The organism is Geodermatophilus sp. SYSU D00684 (assembly GCF_054050455.1).
Genome location: NZ_JBJGZI010000007.1, coordinates 58,574 through 74,393 on the forward strand (window position 1 = coordinate 58,574; position 15,820 = coordinate 74,393).

General features: G+C 76.0%; 13 protein-coding genes. 6 read left to right on the plus strand and 7 right to left on the minus strand.

Translation table 11 applies throughout. From position 1 onward, the window contains the following. Positions 1-480 precede the first annotated feature (480 nt). The gene (locus ACI79L_RS06560; RefSeq protein WP_456935995.1) at positions 481-2,436 is read left to right on the plus strand and encodes an MFS transporter; all 1,956 of its coding nucleotides are present in this window, start codon (positions 481-483) and stop codon (positions 2,434-2,436) included. A 69-nt stretch (positions 2,437-2,505) separates the two neighbouring features. Here the strand turns inward: ACI79L_RS06560 and ACI79L_RS06565 are convergent, their stop codons facing one another. Both ACI79L_RS06565 and ACI79L_RS06570 read right to left on the minus strand, forming a co-directional pair. After that, positions 2,506-3,147: a LysE family translocator gene (locus tag ACI79L_RS06565; RefSeq protein ID WP_456935996.1), complete on the minus strand. Its 642-nt coding sequence runs from the start codon at positions 3,145-3,147 to the stop codon at positions 2,506-2,508. Between the two features lie 126 nt (positions 3,148-3,273). Continuing rightward, positions 3,274-3,876 carry an antibiotic biosynthesis monooxygenase gene (locus tag ACI79L_RS06570; protein ID WP_456935997.1) on the minus strand — a complete coding sequence of 201 codons (603 nt, stop codon included), beginning with the start codon at positions 3,874-3,876 and terminating at the stop codon, positions 3,274-3,276. A 186-nt stretch (positions 3,877-4,062) separates the two neighbouring features. Between ACI79L_RS06570 and ACI79L_RS06575 the strand changes: the two genes are divergently transcribed. Further along, positions 4,063-4,764: a M50 family metallopeptidase gene (locus ACI79L_RS06575; RefSeq protein WP_387988187.1), complete on the plus strand. Its 702-nt coding sequence runs from the start codon at positions 4,063-4,065 to the stop codon at positions 4,762-4,764. Here the strand turns inward: ACI79L_RS06575 and ACI79L_RS06580 are convergent. Next, positions 4,761-7,142, minus strand: coding sequence for a glycoside hydrolase family 65 protein (locus tag ACI79L_RS06580; RefSeq protein WP_456935998.1), 2,382 nt, complete (start codon positions 7,140-7,142; stop codon positions 4,761-4,763). The genes ACI79L_RS06575 and ACI79L_RS06580 overlap by 4 nt on opposite strands. After that, the gene (locus tag ACI79L_RS06585) at positions 7,139-7,870 is read right to left on the minus strand and encodes an HAD family hydrolase (RefSeq protein ID WP_456935999.1); all 732 of its coding nucleotides are present in this window, start codon (positions 7,868-7,870) and stop codon (positions 7,139-7,141) included. The genes ACI79L_RS06580 and ACI79L_RS06585 overlap by 4 nt, the downstream gene beginning before the upstream one ends. Before the next feature lie 155 nt (positions 7,871-8,025). Here ACI79L_RS06585 and ACI79L_RS06590 point away from each other — a divergent pair, with 155 nt between their 5' ends. Next, a complete protein-coding gene (locus ACI79L_RS06590) occupies positions 8,026-8,571 on the plus strand; it encodes a YbhB/YbcL family Raf kinase inhibitor-like protein (RefSeq protein ID WP_456936000.1) in 546 nt (181 codons plus the stop codon). Between the two features lie 56 nt (positions 8,572-8,627). On the opposite strand, the gene ACI79L_RS06595 is transcribed toward ACI79L_RS06590, so the two are convergent. Continuing rightward, positions 8,628-9,431 (minus strand): GNAT family N-acetyltransferase, encoded by an 804-nt coding sequence (locus ACI79L_RS06595; protein ID WP_456936001.1) that lies wholly within the window; start codon positions 9,429-9,431, stop codon positions 8,628-8,630. A 114-nt stretch (positions 9,432-9,545) separates the two neighbouring features. Between ACI79L_RS06595 and coaA the strand changes: the two genes are divergently transcribed. Continuing rightward, the gene (coaA, locus tag ACI79L_RS06600) at positions 9,546-10,508 is read left to right on the plus strand and encodes a type I pantothenate kinase (protein ID WP_456936002.1); all 963 of its coding nucleotides are present in this window, start codon (positions 9,546-9,548) and stop codon (positions 10,506-10,508) included. A 272-nt stretch (positions 10,509-10,780) separates the two neighbouring features. After that, a complete protein-coding gene (locus ACI79L_RS06605; RefSeq protein ID WP_456936003.1) occupies positions 10,781-10,984 on the plus strand; it encodes a DUF5999 family protein in 204 nt (67 codons plus the stop codon). Between the two features lie 84 nt (positions 10,985-11,068). Here the strand turns inward: ACI79L_RS06605 and ACI79L_RS06610 are convergent, their stop codons facing one another. Then, positions 11,069-11,944 carry a hypothetical protein gene (locus ACI79L_RS06610; RefSeq protein ID WP_456936004.1) on the minus strand — a complete coding sequence of 292 codons (876 nt, stop codon included), beginning with the start codon at positions 11,942-11,944 and terminating at the stop codon, positions 11,069-11,071. A gap of 110 nt (positions 11,945-12,054) precedes the next feature. On the opposite strand from ACI79L_RS06610, the gene ACI79L_RS06615 reads away from it, so the two are divergent. Then, positions 12,055-12,693 carry a DUF5701 family protein gene (locus ACI79L_RS06615; RefSeq protein ID WP_456936005.1) on the plus strand — a complete coding sequence of 213 codons (639 nt, stop codon included), beginning with the start codon at positions 12,055-12,057 and terminating at the stop codon, positions 12,691-12,693. Positions 12,694-12,775: 82 nt separating this feature from the next. On the opposite strand, the gene gcvP is transcribed toward ACI79L_RS06615, so the two are convergent. Beyond that, entirely contained in the window at positions 12,776-15,763 is a 2,988-nt protein-coding gene (gcvP, locus tag ACI79L_RS06620; protein ID WP_456936006.1) for an aminomethyl-transferring glycine dehydrogenase, read from the minus strand. Between the last annotated feature and the right edge of the window lie 57 nt (positions 15,764-15,820).

Here is a 15,820-nt window from a genome sequence, read left to right on the forward strand (position 1 = left end):
GAGCAGTGGGGTCCCTGATCCCGCGTCGAGCCGGCCCGTCATGGTCGGCCGGGACGCCTGCCAGGCGGCGCCGGTGTCCTGCCCGACCTGGCAACCGGCGGCGGACAGTCTCACCCGGCCACGGCGGCGGGGCTGCGATCCCCCGACGGTGTGTCGGCCGCCCGCTCGATGCCCGCCCGGCTCGCACGTGGCGGCGGCCCGCGGCCACAGCCGTCGCGGGGGCACTCCCCGGCACCCGCACGGCCGCTCCCCCCTCCCCCTGTCGTTGTCTGCTCGTGACGCCTTCTGTTTCCGATCGCCTGCTGGGGATAACGGGTCAACGGCTGCGGGTCACGGTCCGGTGACGACACCCGACGGTTCCGTTGACGCCTGCAACAGCCCGCCGTTACGTTCCGCGCCGGTGTGCTCCGCGCCACACCGGCGGCCCGTCCGGGGCCGTCTCCTCCCCGTGCTCGGCGCTGCGCCGGGAAGGGACCGCACGTGACCGCTACCGACCTCCGACCGAGCCAGACACCCACACCCTCCGGGGGCGGGGGCCTGCGCCGGTTGTGGGACCGCAAGCTCGACCGCTACCCCGACACCGGTCCCCGGTCGCTGTACCTGGGGATCACCGTGCTGGCCACGGTGGTCCTGTACTACGAGCTCTACGTCGGCGGCGCCGTCGCGACGCAGATCATCGCCGAGCTCGGCTACTCGTTCACCGGCTACGTGTTCGTCTCCGTCATCGGCAACCTGGTCGGCGCGTTCGCCTCGCTGTTCGCCGGCCTCGCCGACCGCTGGGGCCGCGCCAACCTCGTCGTCGGCGGCCTGCTCATCACGGGCCTGATCCTGCTGGTCGGGCTCCCGCACGCGCCGGGCAAGACGACCTTCACCGTGCTGTTCGCGGTGCTGAGCTTCGTCGAGGGCGTCGTGCTGGTGGCCACCCCGGCACTGATCCGCGACTTCTCGCCGCAGGTCGGCCGCGGGGTCGCCATGGGCTTCTGGACCCTCGGCCCGGTGCTGGGCAGCCTCGTGGTCACCACGGTGTCCAGCAACACCCTCGACGACCACCCCGACTGGCGCTTCCAGTTCTACGTCTGCGGCGTCGCCGGCCTGGTCGTCTTCCTCGTCGCGCTGGTCGGGCTGCGCGAGCTCTCCCCCGCCCTGCGCGACCAGCTCATGGTCAGCATGCGCGACCGCGCGCTCATCGAGGCCCGGGCCCGCGGCCTGGACACCGAGCAGGCGCTGAGGGGCCACTGGCGGCAGATGCTGCGCTTCGACGTCGTCGGGTCGGCCTTCGCGATCAGCATCTTCCTGCTGCTCTACTACATCCTGGTCGGCTTCGCGGTCGTCTACTTCGCCACCGTGTTCGGCTACTCCGAGCAGCGCGCCAACGCGCTGGCCAACTGGTACTGGGTGACCAACGCGATCGCCCTGGTGGTCACCGGCGTGCTCACCGACCGGTTCCGGGTGCGCAAGCCGTTCATGGTCGTGGGGACGCTCGTCGGCCTGGTGGGCTCGGTGCTCTTCGCCCTGTCGGCGACGAAGCCGGAGACCGGCTACTACACGATCGCGGTCTACTTCATCCTGTCGGCGGCCGGCGGCGGCATGGCCTACGTCGCCTGGATGGCCTCCTTCACCGAGACCGTCGAGCGGCACAACCCCGCCGCGACGGCGACCGGCCTGGCCATCTGGGGCTGGCTGCTGCGGATCGTGGTGACCGCGTCGCTGGCGGTCTTCACCCTCGTCGTGCCGGCCACCTCGGTGCTGGTCGACCAGGGGTCGCGGGTCGCCGAGATCGTCGAGGCGCACCCGCAGGAGGTCGCCGTCCTGTCGGCCGTCCCGCCGGAGGCGTCCGAGGCGCTGGCCGCGGACCCCACCGACGTCGACGCGCTGGCCACCGCCCTCGGCGCCGTGGCCACCCAGCAGGGCGCCGACGCCGACGAGGCCGCCGCGGTCTCCGAGGCGGTGCGGAACCGGGCGCCGCAGCTGGCCGCCGCCCAGGCGGTCGACCCGGCCACGCTGGCCGCGCTGCAGGAGGACCCGGCCGACGCCGCGGCCGGCGCCGCCGCCGTCGGGCAGATCGCGCAGGCCCTCGGCGTCGACGCCGGCACCGCCACGCAGCTGCTGGTCAGCCTCGGCGACCCGGCGGTGCAGGCCGACCTCGCGCTCGTGCAGCGCTACGCGACGGTGCTCACCGACGCCAACACCGCGATCCCGGCCGACGACCTGGCCTACCTCGCGGCCCACGGCGACGAGGTCGCCACCGCCGCCGAGGAGAACCCGCACCAGTGGCAGCGCTGGTGGTGGGTGTGCGTCGCCGGGCAGGTGCTGTTCCTGCCGTTCGTCTTCGTGATGGCCGGCCGGTGGAGCCCGCGCCGGGCGCGCCAGGACGAGCAGGCGCACGAGGAGATGGTGGCCCGGGAGCTGGCGGCGCTGCAGCGCACGGACGCCTGAGCACTGCCGCACGACGGGCCGGGGGGCGCACGCTCCCCGGCCCGTCCGCGTTCCCGGCTCGTCGGGCTCTCAGCGGGAGGCCGCCGCCACCCGCACACCCAGGCCCACGAGTACCGCGCCGGAGGTCGCGTCGAGGCCGCGACGCACCCGGGGGCGGCGGAACCAGCTGCCGGCCCGGCCGACGCCGGCCGCCAGCCCGAGGTACAGCGCCGTCTCGACGGTCACCTGCAGCAGCCCCAGCAGCGCCGCGGTCGGCAGCGGGGAGCTGCCGGCCGGGACGAACTGCGGATAGAAGGCGATCATGAAGACGGCCAGCTTCGGGTTGGCCAGCTGCACGAGCAGCCCCTCGGCGAACGCGCCGCGCCACCGCCGGCGCACCGGCCCCGCCGCGGTGTCGGGCCCGGGGCCGCCGCGCAGCGCCCGCCACAGCGCCCGGCCGCCCAGCCACAGCAGCACCGCCGCCCCGACGGCCCGCAGGACGAGGAAGCCGGCCTCCGACGCCGCGACCGCGGCCGCGACGCCCGCGCCGGCCAGCAGCGCCCAGACGAACAGCCCGGCCTCGAGCCCCAGCACCGTCGGCACCGCGGCGGCGGCCCCCCGCAGGGCCGCCCGGCGCACGATGAGCGCGACGGCCGGCCCCGGGGTCGCGGCGATCAGCAGCACCGCGCCCAGGAAGGCGGGCAGCGCGAGCAGCAGCGCCGGGACGTCCACCCGACCAGCGTGGCAGGAGCCCCTCCCGGCGTCGTCGGCTTTTCGCCGTCCTGTCGTGCCCAGCCGCCGGTGGTCCGGTAGGTTGGGGATAACGGGCAACCACGGGGCGGCGCGGACCCCGGCCGGTCAGCGCCGGCGGTCGCGCCAGGACCGGCCGTGCAGCCACCACTCGAGCCGGCGGGTGATCCACGGCAGCAGCAGGTAGGTCATCACCGGGGTGAGCACCAGCGTCACGACCAGCACCCGCAGCGCCACGGGCAGGTCGGCCAGCAGCGCCCCGAGGGTGACCGTGGCCAGCAGGTTGAGCGGGTAGAAGACCAGCCAGATCGTCGTCGCCTGCTTCCACCGCGGCGGCGCCGGCGGCCCGGCCGGGGCGGCGACCTCGGTGCTGACCGGCTGGTCGAACCAGCCCTCGATGCCGGTGCGGCGCTCGGTGCGGGTCACCTCGGCCAGCCCCTCCGCCGAGCGCAGCCACCAGGCGCGCTCCGCCGAGGCCTCCCAGGCGTCGAGCGCCTCCTGGTCGGCGAAGCGGCAGAGCATGTGCCACTCGTCCGAGCCGCCGCGCGGGCGCACCCACCCGGCGCCGAGGAAGCCCGGGAAGGTCTCGGCCATCGTCATCCCGGCCCGGATCCACGCCGTCATCTCCCGGGTGTGCGCCGGATCGGCCCGGCGGGTGAAGGAGACGGTGACCGGGAGGCCCGCGCCGGCGACGGGGAGCGACGTCGTCATACCGCCAGGATCGGCGACCCCGGGGGTGCCGCGCAGGCCGCGGCGGCGTGATCTGCCCCGCTCTCGCCGCTCCCCTCCCCTGGCCGGACCACCGCCCCGTACGTCCGATGAGTTGGGGATAACGGGCGACACGACGGTCCGGCGGCCTCCGGGGTCCTCCCGGACACGTGCGGTTGACTCGCCGGGATGGACGCCGTCGACCGCCTGTGGACCCGCGTCACGGCCGAGGCGCCCCTCCCGCCCACCGTCCTGGCCGGCGCCGCCGCCGTCGCGCTGCTCGTCGTGGCCGCCCCCGCGCTGTGGCGCCCGGCGCGCACCGTGGTGACCATCGCCCACGAGGGCGCGCACGGCCTGGCCGCGCTGGCCACCGGCCGCCGGCTGGCCGGCATCCGGCTGCACTCCGACACCTCGGGGCTCACCGTCTCCCGGGGCCGGCCCACCGGCGCCGGGATGGTGCTCACCTGCGCGGCCGGCTACGTCGGGCCGGGGCTGTTCGGGCTGGGCGCCGCGGCGCTGCTGGCGGCCGGGCACGCGGTCGGGGTGCTGTGGGCGCTGCTGGCCCTGCTCGCGCTCCTGCTGCTGCAGATCCGCAACCTCTACGGCCTCTGGGCGGTGCTGGTCACCGGCGCGGGCCTGGCCGCCGTCACCGCGTGGCTGCCGCCGGCCGGGCAGGCCGCCGTCGCCGCGGCGGTCACCTGGTTCCTGCTGCTGGCCGCGCCGCGCACCGTGCTCGAGCTGCAGGGCGCGCGCCGGCGCCGGGCCGCGCCGGACTCCGACGCCGACCAGCTGGCCCGGCTCACCCGGCTGCCCGCGCTGCTGTGGGTGGGGGTGTTCCTGCTGGTCGACCTCGCCGCGCTCGGCCTCGCCGTCCGGTGGCTGCTGCTCTAGCGCCCTCGGGAGGAGTACGGGCTGCGCCGCCGCGGCTCGGCGCCGTGCGGCTGGGTGACCTTCCCGGTGTCCGGCGCCGGCGGGACGTCGACCACCAGGTCCTCGTGGTCGACGGTCACCCGGCGGCCGTGGTGGTGCACGTCGAGCGGGTCGCCCTCGAGCAGCCGGTAGGTGGCCTGCTCCTTGGTCACGGTGACCTGCAGGACGCGGCCCTGGTAGGCCAGCCGGAAGCGCAGCCGGGTGATCCGCTCGGGCAGTCGCGGCGCGAACAGCAGGTGCCCGTCGTGGTCGCGCATCCCGCCGAACCCGGCGACGGCGACCGTCCAGCCGCCGGCCATCGAGGCGATGTGCAGCCCGTGCCCGGAGTTGCCGTGCAGGTTCTGCAGGTCGGTGAGCGCGGCCTCGGCCCAGTAGTCGTAGGCCAGCTCCAGGTGCCCGGTCTCCGCCGCCACCACCGCCTGCTGCGCCGCCGACAGCGAGGAGTCCCGCACCGTGCGGGCCTCGTAGTAGGCGAAGTCGGCGACCTTCTCCTCGAAGGTGAACGCATCCCCGCGCAGGTGCAGGGCCATCACCAGGTCGGCCTGCTTGACCACCTGCTTGCGGTAGATGTCGAAGTACGGGTAGTGCAGCAGCAGCGGGTAGCACTCCCGCGGGGTGTTCGCGAAGTCCCACTCCTCGTGGTGGGTGAACGCGTCGGACTGCATGTGCACGCCCAGCCGGGTGTCGTAGGGCACGGCCATCAGCCGCGCCGCCCGCCGCCAGGTCTCCACCTCGTCCTCGGTGACCTCCAGCCGGCCGGCGACGTCGGGCTGCCGGTCGACCGCCGCGGCCGCCTCGCGCAGGTTCCGCTGCGCCATGAGGTTCGTGTAGACGTTGTTGTCCACCACGGCCGTGTACTCGTCCGGGCCGGTGACGCCGTCGATGCGGAAGCCGTGCTCCTCGTCGAAGTGGCCGAGCGACGCCCACAGCCGGGCGGTCTCGATGAGCAGCTCCGCGCCGAAGTCGCGGTCGAACTCCTCGTCCTCGGTGGCGTGCAGGTAGCGGACGACGGCGTCGGCGATGTCGGCGTTGATGTGGAAGGCCGCCGTCCCCGCCGGCCAGTACCCGGAGGTCTCCTCCCCGCGGATGGTCCGCCACGGGAAGGCCGCGCCGTTCAGGCCCAGCACGCGGGCCCGCGCCCGGGCCTTGTCCAGCGTCGAGTACCGCCAGTGCAGCGCGTCGCGGGCGGCGTGCGGGGCGATGTAGGTGAGCGCCGGCAGCACGTAGGTCTCGGTGTCCCAGAAGGTGTGCCCGTCGTAGCCGGGGCCGGTCAGCCCCTTGGCCGGGATGGGCTGCCGCTCGGCGCGCAGGCCGGCCTGCAGCAGGTGGAAGACGCCGACCCGCACGGCCTGCTGCAGCTCGTCGTCGCCGTCGAGCTCGACGTCGGCCCCCGCCCAGAACTCGTCGAGGACCTGCCGCTGCTCGTCGGCCAGCCGCGCGAACCCGGCCAGCTTGGCGGTGGCCAGCGCGCCCTCCACCTGGTCGCGCAGCGCCGCCGCGGACCGCCGCGAGGACCAGCCGTAGGCGAGGTACTTGACCAGCTTCACGCCGGACCCGTGGCCGGGCAGCCGCGCGGCCAGCGTGTAGCGGGCGAGGTCCTCGCCGGCCTCCATGTCCTCGGTGGCGGTGTCGGGCACGTCGACGACGTGGTCCATCCCCGCGGCCATCCGCAGCCTGCTGCGCCGGGTGGCGTGCACCATGACCGCGCGCTGCCCCCGGGCGACGCTGAGCTCGTTGACCAGCGGCCGGCGCAGCGCCGCCGCCGCGCGCGGGTCGTCGCCCTCGCTGCCGCTGTCGACCGGCTCGTTGGCCAGCAGGTCCGACTGCAGGGCGATGTAGAGGTCGCCCCGGTCGTCGGTGCACTCGACCTGGTACTCGATCGCGGCGATCGAGCGGCGGCGCAGCGACACCAGCCGGGTGCTGGTCACCCGCACCGTGCGGCCGTTGGGCGAGCGCCACTCGGTGACCCGGCGCAGCACGCCGCGGCGCAGGTCCAGGGTCCGGCGGTGCTCGACGATCTCGCCGTAGTCCAGGTCCAGGGGGGTGTCGCCGACCAGCAGCCGGACCAGCTTGCCGTCGGTCACGTTGACGACGGTCTGCCCCTGCTCGGGGAAGCCGTAGCCGGCCTCGGCGTAGGGCAGCGGCCGCTCCTCGAAGAAGCCGTTGAGGTAGGTGCCGGGGACGACGACCGGCTCCCCCTCCTCGAACGAGCCGCGCAGGCCGACGTGCCCGTTGGCGAGCGCGAACACCGACTCGTGCACGCCCAGCGACGAGTGGTCCAGGCCGATCTCGGTCAGCGACCAGGGCTCGACCGGGAAGGTCGCTCTCCCCTCCGTCACGTGCGGTCCTCCAGCAGCTGGTCGAGGTCGGTCACGACGACGTCGGCGCCGTTCTCCTTCAGCGCGTCGGCCTGCCCGACCCGGTCCACGCCGACGACGAACCCGAAGTGCCCCGCCCGCCCGGCCGCGACACCGGCCAGCGCGTCCTCGAAGACCGCGGCGGCCGACGGCTCGACGCCCAGGGCGCGGGCACCGGCCAGGAACGTGTCGGGGGCGGGCTTGCCGCGCAGCCCCTCCCGCGCGGTCACCACGCCGTCGACGCGGGCGTCGATGAGGTCGGCGAAGCCGCCGGCCGCGATGACCTGCTCGCCGTTGGCCGAGGCGGTGACCACCGCGGTGCCCAGGCCCGCGTCCTTGACCGCGCGCAGGTAGGCCAGCGACCCGGGGTAGACGTCGACGCCGTGCTCCTCGAGCTCGGTGAGCAGCAGCTCGTTCTTGCGCCGGCCGAGGCCGTGCACGGTCTCCGCGTCCGGCGGGTCCTGCGGCGAGCCCTCGGGCAGCGTGATGCCGCGGCTGGCGAGGAAGTCGCGGATGCCGTCGGCGCGCGGCTTGCCGTCGACGTAGCGGTTGTAGTCGAGCTGGGTGAACTCCGGCGCCTGCGGCTCCCGGGCGCGGAGGAACTCGTCGAAGGTCCGCTTCCAGGCGGCCATGTGCACGGTGGCGGTGCGGGTGAGCACGCCGTCCATGTCGAAGAGGCACACGCGGATGCCGTCGGGGAGTCCGAGCACGCTGCGGACGCTACCCACGCCCGTCCCCCGCGACCCGTCGAGATCACGCGCGGGATCCGGGGCCGCGCCGTCCGGGGCGCGCGGCGGGGACCGGCTGCCTAGGGTCGGCGCCGGGACGGCACCGGCCGCCCCGCCCGCCCGACGGAAGGACACCGATGGCCGACCGGCCCCAGCCGCCCAGCCCCTACGACTTCCTGCCGCCCGTCCCGTCGTTCACGGTCACCAGCACCGACGTCACCGACGGCGAGGTGCTGCCGGTGCACTGCGTCAGCGGCGTCATGGGCGCCGGCGGGGAGGACCGCTCCCCGCAGCTGTCCTGGTCGGGCTTCCCCGAGGAGACCAAGGGGTTCGCGGTCACCGTCTACGACCCCGACGCGCCCACCGCCTCCGGCTTCTGGCACTGGGTGGTCACCGGCATCCCCGCCGACGTCACCGAGCTGCCCGCCGGCGCCGGCGGGCGGGACGGCGCGGGCCTGCCCCCGGGCGCCCGGCAGCTGCGCAACGACGCCGGCTTCCCCGGCTACGTCGGCGCCGCGCCGCCGGCCGGCCACGGCCCGCACCGCTACTTCACCGTGGTGCACGCCCTCGACGTCGAGGACATGGGCGTGCCCGCCGACGCCAGCCCCGCCTTCCACGGCTTCAACCTCTTCGGCCACACGCTGGCCCGCGCGGTCCTCGTGCCCGTGTACGTCCAGGACTGACCGGCCCGCCGCGGGGGCGTCCGGGGCCCGGGCCGCCCCGGGCGCCCCGCGGCGGCTCAGGCCGGCGGGCGGGCGGCGACGCCGGTCGAGCCGAGCCAGGCGAAGCCGACCCGCTCGTACACCCGGGCGACGTCGTCGTCCCCGGCGGTGAGGAACACCAGCTCCGCGGTCTCCCGGGCCTGCGCGACCAGCGCCGAGGCCAGCGCCGCGCCGACCCCGCGGCCGCGGCGGCGCGGCGAGCTGGCCACCCCGACCACCTCGCTGATCTCGGTGCCGTCGACGTCGACCGGCTGGTGCGAGCCGACGGCGACCGGCTCGCCGTCCTCGACGGCGACCATCACCACGGTGCGCCCGGTGGCCACCCGCTCGCGCAGCACGGCGGTGCGCGCCTCGTCCGGCGGGCCGGGGTCGTCCAGCACCCCCGCGCCGCCCTCCGCGTGCGGGGCGAAGCCGCTCTCCAGCAGGTGCTGGTAGTGGGGCAGCCGCGGGTCCTCGCCGCCGACCAGATACAGCCGCACCCCGTGCGGGAGCAGCAACTCGACCGGCTCGTCGGCGACCAGCAGCGGGAACTCGGTGACCAGCAGCCCGGCCTCGCGGGCGGCGGCGCCCAGCGTCGGCGTCCGCTCGACCACCCACTCGACGGCGGCCGGCAGCCCCGCCTCCTCCTGCAGCGCCACCGCGGCGCGCACGTCGTCGGCGGTCACCCGGCGGGTGCCCGGCCGCGGGCGGGCCGGGAACGGCCAGGCGGGCGGGCCGATCGGGACGTCGAGCGGGCCGGCGGGGACCGGCGGGGCGTCGGGCAGGGACGCGACGGCGGCGTACTGCTCGACGCGGTCCAGCAGCCCGGGACGCGTCGGCACACCGGCACCCTAGACGCGGGCGCCCGCGACGGCGCCGGCCGAGCCCGGCCCGGGCCGGTTCGCCACCCCCGCGGGTGACCCCGGCGGCGAGGGCCCGCGGACCCGGGCGGCACGATGGGAGCCGTGACGGCAGGGACCCGCCCCTCGATCTCGCCCTACGCGGCGTTCGACCGCGACGCGTGGCGGGCGCTCGCCGCCACCCGCACGCTGCCCCTGGACGAGGCCGACCTGCGCGCGCTGCGCAGCCTGGGCGACCGCATCGACCTCGACGAGGTCGCCACCGTCTACCTGCCGCTGGCCGAGCTGCTCAACCTGCACGTCACCGCCAGCCAGCGGCTGTGGGCGGCGCGCAACCGGTTCCTCGGCGACACCACCGCCAAGGTCCCCTACGTCATCGCGGTCGCCGGCAGCGTCGCCGTCGGCAAGAGCACCACCGCCCGGCTGCTGCAGACCCTGCTCGCCGCGGCCCCCGGCTCCCCGCGGGTCGACCTGGTCACCACCGACGGCTTCCTGTGGCCCAACGCCGTCCTCGAGGCCCGCGGCCTCATGGCCCGCAAGGGCTTCCCCGAGAGCTACGACCGGCGCGCGCTCATCCGATTCCTGTCCGACGTGAAGTCCGGCCGCGGCGAGGTCAGCGCGCCGGTCTACTCCCACCAGTCCTACGACGTGCTGCCCGGCCGGCGGCAGGTGGTCGACCGCCCCGACGTCCTGGTGCTCGAGGGGCTCAACGTGCTGCAGGCCGGCCGCCGCGACGACGGCCGGGTGCCCGAGGTGTTCCTCTCGGACTTCTTCGACTTCTCCGTCTACGTCGACGCCGCCGAGGCCGACATCCAGCAGTGGTACGTCGAGCGGTTCCTCGCCCTGCGGCGCACCGCCTTCGCCGACACCTCCGCCTACTTCCACCGCTACGCCGACCTCAGCGACGACGACGCCCGCGCCACCGCGCTGTCGATCTGGGCCGCGGTCAACGGCCCCAACCTGCGGCAGAACATCGCGCCCACCCGCTCCCGTGCCCGGCTGGTGCTGCAGAAGGCGGCCGACCACTCGGTGCGCCGGGTGCTGCTGCGCAAGCTCTGACCCCTCCCCCTCACCGCCGTCCGTCCCGCGCCGCTCCCGCCGGCGGCGGAGTTGGGGATAACGGTCAAGCGGCGACCGCGCGGCGGCCCGGTCCGCCCGTCCGCCGCGGCTACCGTCATGGCGAGGACTGACGACCCGATCGGGTCAGGTGGTGAGGTTCGTCACCTGACACCACCCCCGGCCCGGCGCACACTCGGAGGCGTCCCGTCACCGGGCACTCACCGTCAGTGATGCCGGTGGTCCCGCCACCGGCCCGATCCGGAGTCCTCCCGATGTGCGTACACCCCACCCCCTGCCCCGACGCCGACGCCGACGCGCGTGACCTCGCGGTCGTCGTGCGCAGCCACCCGGAGCAGGGCTGGAGCCTGCTGTGCAACGGCGTCGTCCTCTTCGACGACGACGGCGAGCTGCTCCCCGACGGCAGCGCCGTCGCCGACCACCACCAGTGGCGCACCGCCGGGCTCGTCCCCGCCTAGGAGCGGCCCGCACACGACCGGGCGCCCGCCCCCTCGCCGGAGGGGACGGGCGCCCGGCCGTCCCGGGGCCCACTCACCGGGGGCTCAGTCGAAGGCGGCCGCCCCGGCGTCGCCGAACAGCCCGGCGAAGGCCGCGGCGTCGGGGGCGGGGTCCCCGGGCCCGGCGGTCTGGGTGAGGAACAGCCCGCGCGACCCCTCGACGGCGACGCCGACCAGCATCGTGACGCTGTCGCCCCAGCCCTCCACCGTGACCTGCAGGCCGGCGCTCCCGCCGCCGACCGCGGGCAGGTCCAGCGGCGCCAGCTGCGCGGTGGCGTCCCAGCCGAACGGCGCGGTGACCGTCACCGACGAGCAGGCGCCCAGCATCTGGTCGACCGGCAGGGTCAGCCCCGCGAGCTCCGGCGACTCGGCCACCACCTGGTAGGTGTGCACGTCGTCGCTGCGGGCGGCCTGCGCGGCGACGACCGGGTCGGCGGCGTCCTCGGCGGGCTCCGGCAGCGCCTCCAGCACGTCGGCGCAGGCGGCGGGCTCCACGCTCACCCCGTCGGGCAGCCCGTCGTGCTCGCCGTCGTCGTCGTGGTCGTGCCAGCCGCCCCAACCCCAGCCGCCCCAACCCCAGCCCCAGCCCCAGCCGTCGTGCCACCCGTCGTGGTCGCCGTCGTGGTCGGGGTCGTCGAGCCGGACGACGGACGCGTCGGGGCCGAACGCCTCGGCGGGCAGCAGCCGGTCGCCCAGGTCACCGGAGGCGGGCGTCTCCGCGGGGGTGCCGGGGTCCTCCGCCGGAGCCGGTGCAGGGCTCGGCGTGGGGGCCGGGGCCTCCTCGGTGGCCGCCGCCGGGCTCACGTCCCCCGGGCCGGCCGCCTCCTCCGCGCCGTCCCCGCACGCGGCGAGCAGCGCCGCCCCCGCGGCCAGCACCGCCGCGCCCGCCGTCCGCCGCACCCGTCCCGCCCTCACCGCCATGGGGTGATCGTCCACCCGGGCGGGGAACGGCGTCGACGGGCCAGAGGTCGGAACCGGACCACGCCCAGGGGCGTTGGTCCGCCGTCCGTCCCCGTCGCCGGAGGTGCCCCGTGCCGACAACCCTGCTGTCCCTCCCCGCCCCCGCCGAGCAGGCCGAGCGGCTGGTCGCCGCCGGCGCCCACGAGCGCGCGGGCCTGTCGGCGACGGAGCTGCGCGCGCGGGCGGCGGGCGTCCCGGACGACGGGCTGCTCGTCCTCGCGCCGTCGCTGCTGTCGGCCACCGCCCTGGCGGAGCTGGTCTCCTGGCGGAACCGGCCGGTGTTCGTGGTCGTGGACATGACCGACCTCGACGCCTTCGCCCCGCTCGACGACGCCGCCCCGCCCGCCGACGTCTACGCCCTGTCCGCCCCCGAGCGCGGGGACGCGTACCGCAACTGCACGCCCGACGAGTCGCTGCCCCGCATCCGCGCCGCCGGCCGGACGCCGCTGACGGTGACCGAGGGCCTGACCTGGCTGCTGCAGTGCCCGGACCTGCTCGAGCGCAACGCCTGCACGATGACCGTCGGCTCCCGGCTGCGCCGGGCCAACGGGTCGCTGGACGCCCGCACCCCGGCGTTGTGGATCAGCAACGGCACCGGCCGCGACGGCCCGGGGCGCCGGGGGACGGCGAAGGTCGGCTGGTGCTGGGCGGGCAACCGGCACACCTGGCTGGGCATCGCCTCCGCCGCCGGGCGGAGGCCACTGCCCTGACGCGGCTGCCTTGACCTCACGAGATCGGCGGTGTCGTGGCCGTCAGCCCCTGACCTCACGACACCGCCGATCTGGCGCGGGCTCACGCCTGGGCGCCCACCACGTCGGCGGTGGTGCCGAGGTCGTCCGGGGCGCCCTCGCCGCGGTCGGGCACGTGCGTCCGCGGCGCGTGCGCGGGCTCCGGCTCGGCGAACGCCTCCGGCGGAGGGCAGGAGCAGACCAGGTTGCGGTCGCCGAAGGCCTGGTCGATCCGGCGCACCGGCGACAGGTAGCCGCGGGTGACCAGCGAGGGCACCGGGAACACCGCGGCGCTGCGCGGGTAGGGCCGGTCCCAGTCGCCGGCGAGCATCTTCAGCGTGTGCGGGGCGTTGCGCAGCGGGTTGTCCGCCTCGTCGTACTCCCCGGACGCGACCTTCTCGATCTCGCCGCGGATGGTCACCATCGCCTCGACGAACCGGTCCAGCTCGGCCTTGTCCTCGCTCTCGGTGGGCTCGACCATCAGCGTGCCCGCGACCGGGAAGCTCATCGTCGGCGCGTGGAAGCCGAAGTCCACCAGCCGCTTGGCGATGTCGTCGTTGGTGACGCCGGTGGCCCGGGTCAGCGGCCGGATGTCGAGGATGCACTCGTGGGCGACCAGCCCGCCGGCGCCGGTGTAGAGCACCGGGAAGTGCTCGCGCAGCCGGGCGGCGAGGTAGTTGGCGCCGAGCACCGCGTGCTCGGTGGCCCGCCGCAGCCCGTCGGGGCCCATCAGCCGCAGGTAGGCCCACGAGATCGGCAGGATCCCGGCCGATCCCCACGGCGCGGCGGACACGGCCGGGCCGGAGCCGCCGGTGTCGGCCAGCGGGTGGCCCGGCAGGAACGGCACCAGGTGCTCCCGGACGCCGATCGGGCCGACGCCGGGCCCGCCGCCGCCGTGCGGGATGCAGAAGGTCTTGTGGAGGTTGAGGTGGCTGACGTCGGAGCCGAACCGGCCCGGCCGCGCCAGGCCGACCATCGCGTTGAGGTTGGCGCCGTCGACGTACACCTGCCCGCCGGCGTCGTGCACCGCGGCGCAGATCTCGCGGACCTCGGTCTCGAACACCCCGTGCGTCGACGGGTAGGTGATCATGATCGCGGCCAGCCGCCCGGCGTGCTGGTCGATCTTGGCGCGCAGGTCGGCGACGTCGACGTTGCCGGCCTCGTCGCAGGCCACCACGACCACCCGCATCCCGGCCATGACCGCGCTGGCGGCGTTGGTGCCGTGCGCGGAGCTGGGGATGAGGCAGACGTCGCGGTGCGACTCGCCGCGGGAGGCGTGGTAGCCGCGGATGGCCAGCAGCCCGGCGAACTCGCCCTGCGAGCCGGCGTTGGGCTGCACGCTCACCGCGGCGTACCCGGTGATCTCGGCCAGCCAGGTGCACAGCTCGTCGATCAGCTGCCGGTAGCCGCGGGCCCGCTCGGCCGGGGCGAAGGGGTGCAGCCCGGCGAACTCCGGCCAGGTGACCGCGGCCATCTCGACGGCGGAGTTGAGCTTCATCGTGCACGAGCCCAGCGGGATCATCGTGCGGTCCAGCGCCAGGTCCTTGTCCGACAGCGAGCGCAGGTAGCGCATCATCGCCGTCTCCGAGCGGTGCGCGGAGAAGACCGGGTGGGTGAGGAACGGGGTGCGCCGGCGCAGGGCGGCGGGCAGCGCGTCCGCGCCGTCGTCGTCCAGGGCGGACTCGTCCGCGGCGACGCCGAACGCCTCGGCCACCTGGCGCAGCACCGCAGGCGTCGTCGTCTCGTCGCAGGCGACGGCCACGGTGTCGGCGTCCACCCGGCGCAGGTCGATCCGCCGCGCCGCGGCGGCGGCGACCACCTCGTCGGCCCGGCCGGGCACGCGGGCCTGCACGGTGTCGAAGAACGACCCGTGGACGACGTCGACGCCGCCGGCGCGCAGCCACCCGGCCAGCGCCAGCGCGCTGCGGTGCACCCGGGCGGCGATCGCGGTCAGCCCCTCGGGCCCGTGCCAGACGGCGTAGGCGCCGGCCATGACGGCGAGCAGCACCTGCGCGGTGCAGATGTTGCTCGTCGCCTTCTCCCGGCGGATGTGCTGCTCGCGGGTCTGCAGCGCCAGCCGGTAGGCGACGTCACCGTCGGCGTCGACCGACACCCCGACCAGCCGGCCGGGCAGCTGCCGGGCCAGGCCCTCGCGCACCGACAGGTAGCCGGCGTGCGGGCCGCCGTAGCCCAGCGGGACGCCGAACCGCTGGGTGCTGCCGCAGGCGACGTCGGCGCCCCACTCGCCCGGCGCCTCGAGCAGGGTGAGCGCCAGGACGTCGGCGGCGACGACGACCGCCGCGCCGGCGGCGTGCGCGGCGTCGGCGAGCGCCCGGTGGTCGCGGACCGCGCCGCTGGCACCCGGGTAGGACACCAGCACGCCGAACGCGCCGGCCTCGGGCAGGTCGGCCGGCCAGCCGGCGGACAGGTCGGCCACGTGCAGCCGGATGCCCAGCGGCTCGGCGCGGGTCTGGAGCACCGCGAGGGTCTGCGGCAGCGTGTCGGCGTCGACGACGAACACGGCGTCGGGCTTCGCGCGGCCCGCGCGGCGGACCAGCGTCATCGCCTCGGCCGCGGCGGTGGCCTCGTCGAGCATCGAGGCGCCGGCGACCGGCAGGCCGGTGAGGTCGGCGACCATCGTCTGGAAGTTCAGCAGCGCCTCGAGCCGGCCCTGGCTGATCTCGGGCTGGTAGGGCGTGTAGGCGGTGTACCAGGCCGGGTTCTCCAGCACGTTGCGCTGGATGACCGCCGGGGTGACCGTGCCGGAGTAGCCCAGCCCGATCATCGGGACGGTGACCTGGTTGGCCGCGGCCCGCGCGCGCAGCTCGGCGAGCACGGTGGCCTCGTCGGCGGCCGGGGGGAGCGAGAGCTCGTCGCGGTCGCGCACCGCCTCGGGGACGGTGGCGTCGACCAGGGACTGCAGCGAGTCGTGGCCGACGGCCTCGAGCATCGCGGCGGTCTGGTCCGCCCGGGGGCCGATGTGCCGGCCGGCGAAGGAACCCGCGGGGCTCAGGGAGCGCAACGACGGGAGGGAGTGAGCAGCGTCCGCCACTACGACGACGCTACCAGCGCCTCCCGCCCGCGAACGGTGGACCGTGCGCGGCCGCCG